Origin of the sequence: Nocardiopsis exhalans (assembly GCF_024134545.1) — a bacterium.
GTDB classification, from domain to species: domain Bacteria; phylum Actinomycetota; class Actinomycetes; order Streptosporangiales; family Streptosporangiaceae; genus Nocardiopsis; species Nocardiopsis exhalans.
The window spans coordinates 3,913,241-3,926,263 of the sequence record NZ_CP099837.1; the positions used below are offsets into that span (position 1 = coordinate 3,913,241).

The following is a 13,023-nucleotide window of genomic DNA, read 5'->3' on the forward strand; positions in this document are numbered from 1 at the left end:
GTGCGCCCATGACCCTGCTCATCGTGGGCGCCACCGGCCTGCTCGGCACCGAACTCCTACGCCAAACCACCACCCCAGACTCCCCACACACCCACAACCAACCCGTGACCGCCACCTTCCACACCCGCCCACCCAACAACACCCCCCACGTGCACTGGACCCCACTGGACCTACGCTCCCGCGACCAGGTCCACCACCTGATCACCACCCTGCGACCCCACACCGTCATCAACGCCGCCTACCGCCAACACGACTGGCCCACCACCGCCCACAGCCCCACCCACCTGGCCCAAGCCACCACCCGAACCCGCACCCGCCTGATCCACGTCTCCAGCGACGCCGTCTTCTCCGGCCACACCCCCCACTACGACGAAACCGCCCACCCCGACCCCACCACCCCCTACGGCGCAGCCAAAGCCGCCGCCGAAACCGCCATCGCCGCCCTGGACCCCACCGCCGTCATCGCCCGCACCTCACTCATCATCGGCAACGGCCACTCCACCCACGAACAACGCGTCCGCGCCCTGGCCACCGGGGCAGCCACCGGAGCCCTGTTCACCGACGACATCCGCTGCCCCGTCCACGTCCAGGACCTGGCCGCCGCCCTGCTGGAACTCACCGACCCCACCCACACCGGCATCTACCACCTGGTCGGCTCCCACGCCCTGAGCCGCCACACCCTGGGCACCCTCATCGCCCGCCAACAGGGCCTGGACCCCGACACACTGCCCCGAGCCCGCCGTGCCGAGGTCGGCCCACCCGGCCCCCTGGAACTGCGCCTGGACGCCCGCCGCACCCGACAACGCCTCACCACCCGCCTGCGCGGCGCCCACGAGTTCCTCAGCTGAACCCCACTCTTGCGCACCGCAAACGGCCCCACGTGCCGGGGGAGTACCCTCACCCACCCCACAAAAAAGGGGGGTGCAGCCCCCTCGGACAGCACCCCGCACACCCGCACCCGGTTCAGGAAACCGGGATCGGGGCCTAACGGTCAGACCAGCACCGAACGCACCCCCCGGGCGATCTCCACGTCCTCACGCGCCCGCACCACCACCGTGCGCACCCGCGCCCCCTCAGCGGTGATCTCACCCTCCCCCTCAAGCCCTTCGTTCAACGCCTCATCCACACCCACCCCCAAAAAACCCAACCCGTCCGCCGCCCGTCCCCGCACCGACGCCGAACGCTCACCCACACCACCGGTGAACACCAACGCCTCCATCCCGCCCAACGAAGCCACCATCGACGCCGTCAACGACCGCAACCGGTGCAGATACACCCCCACCGCCACCCGGGCCACCTCATCACCAGCGGCCTCACGCTCGAGCACCACACGCATGTCCGCCGCCCCGGCCAACCCCAACAGCCCCGAATCGTGCTCCAAGGACCGCCCCACATCGGCCACCGCCATCCCCGCGTGCTGATGCAACCACAGCACCAACCCCGGATCCACACTCCCCGAACGGGTAGCCATCACCAACCCCTCCAAAGGGGTGAACCCCATCGTGGTGTCCACCGACCGCCCGCCCAGCACCGCCGACAACGACGCACCCGCACCCAGATGCGCCACCACCACCCGCTGAGCACCCGTCCACTCCCGGGCGCGCCGCCAGGCGTAGGCGTGCGAGAGCCCGTGGAACCCGTACCGGCGCACCCCCCACTCCTGACGCCAACGCGCCGGAACGGCGTAGGTGTGCGCCTCCACCGGCATCCGGGCATGGAAAGCGGTGTCAAAACACGCCACCGCGGGCACCCCGGGCAAAGCCCGCTCCAACACCTCGATGCCCGCCAACGACTTGGGCTGGTGCAGCGGCGCCAAACCGCTCAGCGCCCTGAGCCGCCCCACCACATCGGCATCCAACCGCACCGGCTCCACGAACTCCCGGCCCCCGTGCACCACCCTGTGCCCCACCGCGTCCACCGCCGGGAACCGGCCCAGCGCCTCCTCCAGGGCAGAGCGCTCCCACGCATCGCCCTGGACCGGGATGTTGCACTCGCCCAGGACCGCATCATCAGCGTCGAGCACACTCAGCTTCAGACTGCTCGAACCCGCGTTGGCCACCAGAACCCGCATCAGTAAGGCCACACCCATTCGCGTACCGACGCGGGGTCCTCACCGAACTCCCGTGTGTGAGCCCGGTGCCGCAACCGCTCATCCACCATCCGCTGGCGCACGTGCGCCGCCCGCTGCGCCAACCCCGGAACACGGTCGATCACGTCGATCACCAGGTGGAACCGGTCCAGGTCGTTCAACATCACCATGTCGAACGGTGTGGTCGTGGTCCCCTTCTCCTTGTATCCCCGAACGTGCAGGTTCTCATGGCCCCTGCGCCGATAGGTCAACCGGTGCACCAACCACGGGTACCCGTGGAAAGCGAAGATCACCGGCTTGTCAGTGGTGAACAGCGCCTCGTACTCTGCATCGGGCAACCCGTGCGGATGCTCACCGGCCGGCTGCAAACGCATCAGGTCAACCACGTTCACCACCCGCACACCCAGCTCGGGAAAGAACTGCCGCAACAGGTCCGCGGCGGCCAGCGTCTCCAACGCCGGCACATCACCCGCACACGCCAGCACCACATCCGGGTCAGCCCCGCCCCCGGTACTGGCCCACTCCCAGATCCCGATCCCACGCGTGCAGTGCGCCACCGCCTCATCCATCGGCAGATAGTCCGGGGCCGGCTGCTTACCGGCCACCACCACGTTCACGTAGTCCCGCGAGCGCAGACAGTGGTCGGTCACCGACAGCAACGAGTTCGCGTCCGGCGGCAGGTACACCCGCACCAGCTCCGCGGGCTTGTTCATCACCACGTCCAAGAACCCCGGATCCTGGTGTGTGAAACCGTTGTGGTCCTGACGCCACACATGCGAGGACAACAGGTAGTTCAGCGAGGCGATCGGCCGCCGCCAGGCCAGGTGACGGGTCACCTTCAACCACTTGGCGTGCTGGTTGAACATCGCGTCCACGATGTGCACGAACGCCTCATAGCTGTTGAACACCCCGTGCCGCCCGGTCAGCAGGTACCCCTCCAACCACCCCTGGCACAGGTGCTCACTGAGCACCTCCATCACCTGACCGTGCCGCCCCAGATGCTCGTCGGTGGGCAGCACCTCCTCCTGCCACACCTTGTCCGTGACCTCATACACAGCCGACAACCGGTTCGAGGCCGTCTCATCGGGGCCCATGATCCGAAAGTTGTCCGGGTTGGAGCGCACCACATCACGCAGGAAACGCCCCAGCACCTGCGTGGCCTGGCTGGTGTGCCTCCCATGCCCGTCGAACTCCACCGCGTACCGGCGAAAATCAGGCAACACCAGATCTCGCAACAACGCACCACCGTTGGCGTGCGGGTTCGCACCCATCCGCCGCTCACCCTCGGGCGCCAACGCCACCAGTTCCGCCACCGGCGCACCCGAATCCTCGAACAACTCCTGCGGCCGGTAGGAGCGCATCCACTCCTCCAGCTGCCGCAGGTGCTCGGGATCGGACCGTACCCCCGAAAGCGGCACCTGGTGCGAGCGCCAGGTGCCCTCCACCGGCACACCGTCGACCTCCCGAGGCCCGGTCCACCCCTTGGGGGAGCGCAGCACCACCATCGGCCACACCGCACGCTCAAAGGGCTGTCCCGCGCTCCCCGCCCCCTGGCGCGCCTGCCTCTGAATGGCGGCGATCCGGTCCATCGCCTCGTCCAGTACCCGGGCCATACGCCGGTGCATCGAGGCGGGCTCGGAGCCGCTGACGATCAGCGGCTGATACCCCATGCCCTCCAGCATCTTGATCAGTTCCTCCTCGGGCATACGAGCCAGCACCGTGGGGTTGGCGATCTTGTACCCGTTCAGGTGCAGGATCGGCAGCACCGCCCCATCACGCACCGGATCCAGGAACTTGGCGGAGTGCCAGCTGGCCGCCAGGGGACCGGTCTCGGCTTCGCCGTCGCCCACCACGCAGCTGACCACCAGGTCGGGGTTGTCGAAGGCCGCACCGAAGGCGTGCGCCAGTGAGTACCCGAGCTCTCCGCCTTCGTGGATGGATCCGGGTGTCTCGGGCGCCACGTGGCTGGGAATCCCGCCGGGGAAGGAGAACTGCCGGAACAGGCGGCGCATCCCCTCCTCGTCCTGGGACACGTCCGGGTAGACCTGGCTGTAGCTGCCCTCCAACCAGGAGTTGGCCACCGCCGCCGGACCGCCGTGCCCGGGCCCCATCACGTAGATCATGTCCGCATCGCGCGCCCGGATCACCCGGTTCAGGTGCGCGTAACAGAAGTTCAGCCCCGGGGTCGTGCCCCAGTGCCCGAGCAGGCGCGGCTTGATGTGCTCGGGTCGCAGGGGCTGGCGTAGCAACGGGTTGTCCAGCAGGTAGATCTGTCCCACCGACAGATAGTTGGCCGCCCTCCAGTAGGCGTCCAGCCATTCCAGTTCGGTCGAGTCCAGCCGGTCCAGGGCCATGGGCCCACTCTCCTCAGGCCAAGAATGTTCCCGTACACACCGCGGGGGAGCCACCGGCCCTACCGGGGACAGGCTCGCGAAGCGAACCCGGCCGGGGCTGGGCACACCCGGTTCAGGCCACCGTAACCGTCCACCCCCGACCCCTCCACGGCCATAGGTCCCGTGTCATGTAGGCGCTGGGAGCCGGTTGGGTTCGACGACGCCCCGCTCAGGAGGCGGGCGGGTTCGGGTGCCGGGGCACGGGGCGGTCTGTGGGTTGGGGTGCGTGCGCACCGCCCCGGGGTGGGGGAGTGAAACCGGATAGTGGCGCAGGGTGATCGCATTGGTGGGCTGCGGTGCTCCGATGGGCGGCCTACGGGGGAGTGGCCGAATCGCACAGGCGTTCGCCATCGCCCCGCACAGTCCGGGAAGTCGAACTGGAGTTCGAAGCATCAACGCGTCAACACCCCGGGGTCAGCGCTGACCGGAAGGCGCGAAATCGCCCCGCGAGCCCTCGACGGGAGATCCGGAGCCGCCCGCAGGGAAAAACAACCACGTGTCGTCAAACAACCTCAAAAGGATGCATAACACCGTTTATGCATGAAACATGGAGGCATCAGCAGCCAGAAGGACCCCGGGCATCCAGCAGAACCCCAGGCGGCACCGCACGGCCCACCACATCCCAACCCACCCCGAGCCGCACCCCGGCAATCAGCCCTCAGGGCCCACCCAACGGCCACACCGGCATCTTTCCCACAGCACCAGGGGACCCCGGACCCACCGAACCCGCACACCCCAAGACGCCACAGAGCCCGGACAGCCCCCAGTAGCAACACCCTCCACAGGCACCCGGCCCGCACCTTGCCGACCACGACAGCGGCAGGCAAGCTCGCATCAACACCCTCGGACAGCACCGGCACCCACCCCGACACCATGCCGCCGCACAAGGCGCCAGGCACACCCTCCCAAACACGAAAACCCCTTCCCCACAGGCCTTCCCAAAACGCCGATAATGCACATTATGTCAAGTAGAATGTTCGGCGGCCTCCCCGCAACCACCAACACACCCCACCCGCGATCGGATGGTCCACGGCAGCCACCCCCAGCACCGAGGCGAACACCGCCCGCGCCCGCACCGCTCCTAGACTGGGATCACAGCCCTCGAACCCACAACAGCACCCGCGTCGGCAAGCACCCGCACGGCCGCACCACCCCCACCCCCGGGCCCGCAGAACAACGACAGGTGACGACAGGTCATGGACCAGAGCCCGCACACCGGCCAGCACCACTTCCTCGCGACGCTGTCGCTGCGCCGCACTCTGAACGCCCTCCACTCCCTGACCAACGGCGCGTACTCCCCCAGCTCCCCCGCCTCCCCACCTCATCAGCGCAACCGAGGGCTGCCCCTGCCCCTGATCGTGTTGGGAGCGGCCATCGCCGTGGTCGCGGCGAGCACCACGGTGTGGGCCCTGAGCCCGTGGCTGGCGCTGTGGCCCCTGCTCGCCCTGGCGCTGCTCATGGCCGGGGCAGCCATGGCCGTCGGAATCCATCGCCATGACCCCGTTCATGGTGTCCATGACCTGGTCAGCCCAGGGCTCCCCCACCGGACGAGCCTGGGTTCCACCAACAGCTCTGACGTTCGCGGCCTGTGCCCTGCCGTTGCTCTCACCGTTGCCGCCGTGGTGGAACGCCCTGGGTTTTTGGGTCCTGCTGCTGGCCGCCGCGCTGGCCAGCGCCTACCTGGCACTGCCCGCGCTGGGCCGCGACATCGAACTGGATCTGGCCCGAAGCTACTGGGACACCCACGAGGACTGACCCCAGACCCCGCACCCGCCGTCCCTGAGCGCAGATCCCGTAGTAGGGGCCCATCCGGGCACAGGGGGTGAACCGGCAGGTGGCCACGCCCGCTCCCCAGCCCCACCACGAGCGCCTACCCGCCATAAGTCACCCCGCACGTTCCGGTTCCCGGCAGCGCCCCGGAGCCCCGCGACACCGAATTGACTTCCGGGTAAGTTACCAGTGAGTCAATTCGGTGGTTAGACTCCCCCCGTGGCCACCACCAAGAACAACCGCACCGGAACCAAAGGCGTCCCCCGCGCCCAACGCGAACAACTCATCCTGGACGCCGCCGCCCACGAGTTCGCCCACCACGGCTACGCCACCGCCTCCGTCGCCGCCATCGCCCAACGCTCAGACATCTCCAAACCCCTGGTCTACGCCTACTTCAACTCCAAAGAAGGCCTCTCCCAAGCCTGCCTGCACCGCGCCGGAAAACCCCTGGTCCAAGCCGTCACCGACGCCCAACTCCCCGCACCCGCCCACATCCGCGCCGCCGCCACCCTCCAGGCCATCTTCACCACCCTGCAACCACGCCCCCACGACTGGTCCGTGCTCTACGACCCCACCCTGCCGCCCGGCACCCCCACCACCACCGCACAGCACTACCGCCAACGCCTCAACTCCCTGGGCGCCACCGGCATCAGCCAAATCCTCAACCACCACGGCGACCACGACCCCCACGACCACGACCTCCTCACCCAGGTGTGGTTCTCCACCGTCACCACCGCCGTCACCTGGTGGCTGGCCCACCCCGAACACAGCGCCCAGGACATGACCCACCGCTGCCAACGCCTCCTGAACACCCTGCTCACCCACCCCACCTAAAACACCGAACAGGACCCCACCAGCCCACCCCGCTCACCACGGGGCACCGAACCTGGCCACGTAGTGCCACACCCGCTTCAACGACTGCGGCTCCCACTCCCCCGAGCGCGCCGCATCCCCCACCACCTTCGGCGTCAACCACCCGCCCACCGCCAACCGCTCCCCCAGCTCCACGAACTCCCGCCCCCGATAGGCGGGATGACGCCGCAACTCCCCCACCGACAACCGAAAACCCCCGTGCCAGGACAGCGCACACCCCAACCCCCGGGCGGCCTCCTCCACCGCCGTGCCGCGAAAACTCGGATCCAGCACCAGCTCGGCCACGTCCACGCCCCAGCGGACGGGCCCGTGCACCTGCGCCTCCACGTACTCATCCAGTACGTCCCGTCCCGCACCACCGTTGACCGACCCGCGGGCCAGTTCCACCAGCCCCATGCGCTCGCCCACCCCGAAGTCACAGGGCTCGAAAGTGCTGTCGGGGTAACAGAACGTGCTGCGCTGCGCCACCTGCGGCCCCAGCCGGAAGAAACACGACCCGAACCGGGGCGCCGCACCCACCTGGCTGTCCGCCCAGTCCAGAGCCCCGTACACCGGCCGAGAACACACCGGAGCCCGGTCATAGGCCCCACCGAACATGCGGCTCTCCCACCGCCACCGGTCCCCGCCCTCGAACGCGGTCAACCCGCCGTTGCTGGTCCCGGTCACGAACTGGGACCGGTACACACCCTCCAGGGCCATGCGCTCGACCACGGTGCGCCCACCCGCCCACCGGTCGGGGTGGAAGTTCAGCGTCACCGACCACCCGGACTCGAACCCACCACCCCAGGAACGCTCCCGCACCCACTCCAGCGCCCGTTGGGCCGCCAGCTGCCCCCGAGCCCCATCACAGCCGCCACCACACCCGCACCCGTGTGCTCTCAGCTCATGCATGGCCCCGATCCTGCACCACCCCCCGGGCCGACCCCACCCGTTTTCCACCCAATCCCACCCAATCCCGCCCCGCCCCCAGAACCCGAGGCCCGACCCCACCACACAACAACCACCCACACAAACCTCACCCGATCCACCCCCACCACCGACCCCGCACCCGTACCCTGCCCCCATGCTCATCCGCACCCTGTGCCGAGGCTGCCTGGGCAGCGGCACACAGGTCCAGGTCCTGCCCTACACCCCCCGACACCTCCCACCAGCCCAGACCCTCATCCCTCGCCCCTGCCCCCACTGCGCGGGCGACGGCCACCACCACCTCGCCGCCACCCACCGCCCCACCCTGGGCCACACACCCGACACAGACGGGATCTAGCCCACCCACCGGATACCGGCATGTTTACGTAACGGTCGGGCACACCACGCGAAACACCCCGCCCCCAGCCTCCTAGGTACACCCCCGAACAGCACCCGACCCGAGGATGTGGGCATGGCCCGCTCCCGCCTGAGCGCCCTGCCCCAGACCCTGGCCGACACCATCACCGTCATCGACGCCGGACGCCTCAACCACACCGGCCCGCGCACCAAACTCACCCACGCCAGCGCCCACGCCCTCATGGCCATCTGAACTCAGGGGCCGGGAAAGGCCACGGCAACCGCACCGGCACCCGGCACAAAAAGGAGGCCGCCCACCCGGGCAGATCCCCTTCGCCACACCCAGGGTCAGGGCAGACGCAACCACCCCGTGCACACCTTCAACCCCCGCCCCGACTCCAACCGCTCCACAGCCGCACGCTCCAACCGGGTACGCCGAGGAGCCCGCTCCACCTCCACCCGCGGCATCCCGAACACGAACCGGAACACATCCCCCTCACCCGGCGACCCCTCACCCACCAGGGTGAACCTGCGCTGGAACCGCACGATGTTGGACTCCTCCCCCAACACCTGACCCCACCAGGGATCCAACAGCCACGAAGTACACGTGGCCACCACCGCGTCCACTCCCAGCTGCTCACGCGCGAAAGGCCGGGCCCGCTCCAACGCATCCCGCACCGACTCCGGCCTCAACCCCCCGGAGGGAATATGCAGACGCAACACCGGATCCCCCACCGCGAACCCCGCACCCAACGCCCGCGCCTCCTCGGGCGGGTACCAACCCACCGGCCCCTGATCCCCGAGCAGCGCGGGCTCCAGCTGCAAACCCCCCACCCAGAACAACCGGTCCCGAAACTGCGCCGCCACCCACGCCGACGTCTCCACACTCAAGTGCCCGAACAACCGCCGCGACCGCAACACCTGCACACCCACATCGGCCAAAGTCGCCACCGTCACCGAACGGTCGATCCCCCGCTGGGCGTGCCGCCGCAACTGCTCGGGCACCATCGCCGCGAACGCCCACAACGACGCCGCCCGCACCCGCGCATCCTGCGCCTCCACCAACCCCGGCCAGGGCCGCCACACCCCCGCGGGCAGATCCCTATCCGCCCACAACCGCCGGTACATACACCCCACCAGGTGCCACAACTCCTGCGGCCACTCACCCCCAGGACCGTCCGCGCCCGGCCACAGCGCCTCCAACTCCGCGCGGTCATCCTCAGCCAGCACGAACATGTCGAGCACCTCGGCCGCCGCCGAACCCGTGGGCACCTTCAACCCCACACCCGGCTCAGGCAACCCCTCACAGGCCGCCAGCCACTCCCCCACACCCGCATCCAGCCCGAACCGCTCCACCACACGCGCACTGTCCATGCGCACATCCTGGCGTCCCCACCCGCCCCAAGGGAAGAACCACACCACACGCAAGCACCACAAAACCGACAAAAACCACAGTCAGGCGATCCAAACCAACCCACCGCCCAGTGAGACCAGATCCACAGGTGGGCATAGTGTTAAAAGCAACCCACCACCCACCGAAAAAGAGGAACACCACCGATGTCCGACCCAGCGCAGAACCTGCGCGACTGGATCGCCACCTACAACTCCCCCACCACGTCGGTGGCCCACCTCCTCTGCGACCGCCACGACCCCAACACCACCGCCACCACCGAAATCGGCCCCACCCTCGAACCCACCACCCTCACCTACGGCCAACTCAAAGAACGCTCCCAAACCCTCGCCACCGGCCTCGCCCACCAAGGCATCCAACCCGGCGACCGCATCGCCACCCTCATCCCCAAAGGCATCGACCTCACCATCACCGCCCTGGCCACCTGGCGCCTCGGCGCAATCCTGGTCCCCCTCCTCACCTCCCTCGCCCCCTCAGCCATCACCCAACGCCTCACCGACTCCAACGCCCGCATCGTCATCACCGCCGACGAATACCGAACCAAACTCGACCCCACCCCCCACACCACCACCCCACCCACCTGGAAAATCGCCACCACCGGCACCCAACCCCTACGCGAAGACGACCACACCCTCACCACCCTCAGCCAACACCCCCCACACGCCACCCCCCACACCACCACCGGAAACGGCGACATCGCCACCGTCTACGTCTCCAACCTCATCGGCCCACCCCGCGGCGTCCGCGTCCCCGCCCGCGCCCTAGCCGCCATGCACGCCTACCACCACTACGGCCTCGGCGTCCAAGACGACGACGTCTACTGGAACACCGCCGACCCCGGCTCCGCCTACGGCCTCTACCACGGCCTCATCTCCCCCCTCCTCGCCGGCCACAACTCCCTCGCCCTGCGCGCCGGATTCTTCGACCCCGAACTCACCCTCGACGTCCTGGGCCTCTACCAAGTCACCAACTTCGCCACCGACCCCACCACCTACCGCACCCTGCGCGCAGCCACCAAAACCCTGCCCCCCGAAATCATCGTCCAACGCCTCGCCAGCGCCGGAGAACCCCTCTCCCCCGACGTCATCGACTGGGCCACCGACCTCTTCGGCATCCCCATCCGCGACCACTACGGCCAAACCGAACTCGGCTGGTGCGCAGGCCTACCCAACGGCGACCTCCAAGACGCACCCACCACCACACCCCCCGGAGCCATCGGCCCAGCCCTCCCCGGCTGGAACATCCAAGTCCTCGAAGCCATCACCGACGAACCCGCACCCCTGGGCGCCTACGGCCGCATCGCCATCGACCGCACCCAAAGCCCCCTCGACTGGTTCGACGGCTACCTCGGCTACGAGAACACCATCGACATCCGCTTCACCCCCGAACGCACCTACCACCTCACCGGCGACACCGGAATCATGGACCGCCAAGGCAACCTCCACTTCTCCACCCGCGACAACGGCGCCATCATCACCCGCAGCTACCGCATCGGCCCCACCGAAGTCGAAGCCACCCTCGCCACCCACCCCGCCGTCGACGAATGCGGCGTCTACGCCATCCCCGACGAACTCGCCGGACACCTCGTCGGCGCCCGCATCGTCCTCAACCAAGGCCACGCCGGCACCCCCCAACTCGCCGACGAACTCCGCGACTGGGTCAGCACCCACTTCGCACCCCACGCCGCACCCCACACCATCGACTTCATCGACGAACTCCCCCGCACCGCCTCCGGAAAAATGCGCCGAGCCCGCCTACGATGACCCCCCTCACCTGAGGCCAGCCCCCTTTTTTTCTCCGTGACGCTTCTATGTCAAGTGGCGGGCTGAAGAGAGACCTCAGCCCGCCCTCTCACCACTTGATCAGCGACCATCGCCCGATACACCACATCCGCCAAATGCCGCTTCAAAGCCCGATACGCACCCTTGGTGCCCTTGGCCTCCTCCCGGGAACGCACGAACTCCCGAGCCGGCTCACCCAACCGGACCTGAACCACCCCGATCGAGTGCAACGCCCGGTTCACCTGCCGGTTCCCACCCCGGTGCAACCGATGCCGATCCCGCCCCGAGGAAAACACCGGAATCGGCGCGCTCCCCGCCCACCGCGCCATCTTCGCCGAGGTCGCAAACCGCGACACATCCCCCACCTGCGAGAGCAACACCGCAGCCCAGACCACACCCACACCACGAATCCCCAACAAGTTCGGCGCCAACGGCTCCACCAGCTCCTTGAGACGCCGCTCCACCTCAACAACACGCACGAACAGGGTGTGGATCTCCTCCAGCTGCTCCAGCAGCACCCACCGCGCCACCTCGTCCAGCTCGGCCCCCTCCACCAGAGCACGCACCCGACCCACCTTGGCCCGGGTTTTCAACGCCCCCTTGCCCAGGCGGTGGTCCAACTCGATGTGCACCGCCGCCAGCACCCGGTTGGTCAGGGCCACACGCTGATCGGTCAGATTCTGGCGCAGGCCCACCAGCGCACGCACCTGCCGCACCTGCGGGTCGATCCGGTGGCGGGCCAGGTCAGGGGTGGCCAGGGCCGCACGCGCGATGGCCACCGCGTCGATCACGTCGGACTTGGCGCCCACCGGCCCGCTCAGCTTGCGGTGGGCGGCCATGGCGCGCGGCGGCACCCACACCACTTCCTGGCCCGCTCCCAGCAGGGCGTCAGCGATGGCCCGGCCCAGCCCGGGGCCGCCCTCGATGGCCCACAGCACCGGGCCGTTTCCGGCCAGGGCGCGGATCCAGGTCAAGAGCTGGCCCAGGGCCTCGGGGCCCGTCTGGACCTTCTTGGCCCTGCCCAGGCGGGTGCCGTCCTGGGCCAGCGCGACGGCTTGGTGCATGTCCTTGTGCGGGTCGATACCCACTGTCACCATGGTGGTGTCCTGCTTCCTCTTGGTCAGGAACGGGACGACTACCAGGGCCCTGGCCCGGGGGACAGATCTACTGTGAGTTATCGGCTGCACAGGCTTCTATAAGGTCACTCCCGCGGCCAGGGCCTTGGCCTGCGAGCGCTGGTGGACAGGTCACGACAAGGTCCACGTGGGACAGATCTTGCTTGAGTCACCCCAGCCCCGCTGTCGGGCGGCTCCCGTCGAAACCCTCCCGACACCCACCATGGTGGACCAGTAGATCTTGCTACCAGAAGCGAAATCGGCGCCGATTTCGCTTCTGGTAGCAAGATCACGAGGGCTATGCGGGTTACGAAAGCACCAGTCCGGG

At 68.6% G+C, this 13,023-nt stretch carries 12 protein-coding genes; 6 read left to right on the forward strand and 6 right to left on the reverse strand.

Features of this window, described 5'->3' with window-relative positions; translation table 11 throughout:
- Positions 1-8 precede the first annotated feature (8 nt).
- Positions 9-848, forward strand: a complete 840-nt coding sequence (locus NE857_RS17345) for an SDR family oxidoreductase (RefSeq protein ID WP_254416713.1) — start codon at positions 9-11, stop codon at positions 846-848.
- Between the two features lie 143 nt (positions 849-991).
- Here NE857_RS17345 and NE857_RS17350 read toward each other — a convergent pair whose 3' ends face one another.
- The 3 genes from NE857_RS17350 to NE857_RS17360 form a co-directional block, all read right to left on the reverse strand.
- The gene (locus tag NE857_RS17350) at positions 992-2,071 is read right to left on the reverse strand and encodes an acetate/propionate family kinase (RefSeq protein WP_254416714.1); all 1,080 of its coding nucleotides are present in this window, start codon (positions 2,069-2,071) and stop codon (positions 992-994) included.
- Positions 2,071-4,443 (reverse strand): phosphoketolase family protein, encoded by a 2,373-nt coding sequence (locus tag NE857_RS17355; protein ID WP_254416715.1) that lies wholly within the window; start codon positions 4,441-4,443, stop codon positions 2,071-2,073. Before NE857_RS17355 ends, NE857_RS17350 begins: the two co-directional genes overlap by 1 nt.
- A gap of 1,363 nt (positions 4,444-5,806) precedes the next feature.
- The gene (locus NE857_RS17360; protein ID WP_254416716.1) at positions 5,807-5,956 is read right to left on the reverse strand and encodes a hypothetical protein; all 150 of its coding nucleotides are present in this window, start codon (positions 5,954-5,956) and stop codon (positions 5,807-5,809) included.
- A gap of 20 nt (positions 5,957-5,976) precedes the next feature.
- On the opposite strand from NE857_RS17360, the gene NE857_RS17365 reads away from it, so the two are divergent.
- Both NE857_RS17365 and NE857_RS17370 read left to right on the forward strand, forming a co-directional pair.
- Positions 5,977-6,237, forward strand: coding sequence for a hypothetical protein (locus NE857_RS17365; protein WP_254416717.1), 261 nt, complete (start codon positions 5,977-5,979; stop codon positions 6,235-6,237).
- Positions 6,238-6,471: 234 nt separating this feature from the next.
- Complete coding sequence (locus NE857_RS17370; protein WP_254416718.1) at positions 6,472-7,086, forward strand: TetR/AcrR family transcriptional regulator; 615 nt, start codon at positions 6,472-6,474, stop codon at positions 7,084-7,086.
- Positions 7,087-7,119: 33 nt separating this feature from the next.
- On the opposite strand, the gene NE857_RS17375 is transcribed toward NE857_RS17370, so the two are convergent.
- A complete protein-coding gene (locus tag NE857_RS17375; RefSeq protein ID WP_254416719.1) occupies positions 7,120-8,016 on the reverse strand; it encodes a DUF3626 domain-containing protein in 897 nt (298 codons plus the stop codon).
- 172 nt (positions 8,017-8,188) lie between these two features.
- Between NE857_RS17375 and NE857_RS17380 the strand changes: the two genes are divergently transcribed.
- Both NE857_RS17380 and NE857_RS17385 read left to right on the forward strand, forming a co-directional pair.
- Positions 8,189-8,389: a hypothetical protein gene (locus tag NE857_RS17380; protein ID WP_254416720.1), complete on the forward strand. Its 201-nt coding sequence runs from the start codon at positions 8,189-8,191 to the stop codon at positions 8,387-8,389.
- A gap of 114 nt (positions 8,390-8,503) precedes the next feature.
- Entirely contained in the window at positions 8,504-8,641 is a 138-nt protein-coding gene (locus tag NE857_RS17385) for a hypothetical protein (protein WP_254416721.1), read from the forward strand.
- 95 nt (positions 8,642-8,736) lie between these two features.
- Here the strand turns inward: NE857_RS17385 and NE857_RS17395 are convergent, their stop codons facing one another.
- Positions 8,737-9,762 (reverse strand): acyltransferase domain-containing protein, encoded by a 1,026-nt coding sequence (locus NE857_RS17395; protein WP_254416722.1) that lies wholly within the window; start codon positions 9,760-9,762, stop codon positions 8,737-8,739.
- A gap of 183 nt (positions 9,763-9,945) precedes the next feature.
- On the opposite strand from NE857_RS17395, the gene NE857_RS17400 reads away from it, so the two are divergent.
- Complete coding sequence (locus NE857_RS17400) at positions 9,946-11,562, forward strand: AMP-binding protein (RefSeq protein ID WP_254416723.1); 1,617 nt, start codon at positions 9,946-9,948, stop codon at positions 11,560-11,562.
- A 50-nt stretch (positions 11,563-11,612) separates the two neighbouring features.
- On the opposite strand, the gene NE857_RS17405 is transcribed toward NE857_RS17400, so the two are convergent.
- On the reverse strand, positions 11,613-12,677 hold the full coding sequence (locus NE857_RS17405; protein WP_254416724.1) for an IS110 family RNA-guided transposase: 1,065 nt from the start codon (positions 12,675-12,677) through the stop codon (positions 11,613-11,615).
- Positions 12,678-13,023: the final 346 nt, after the last annotated feature.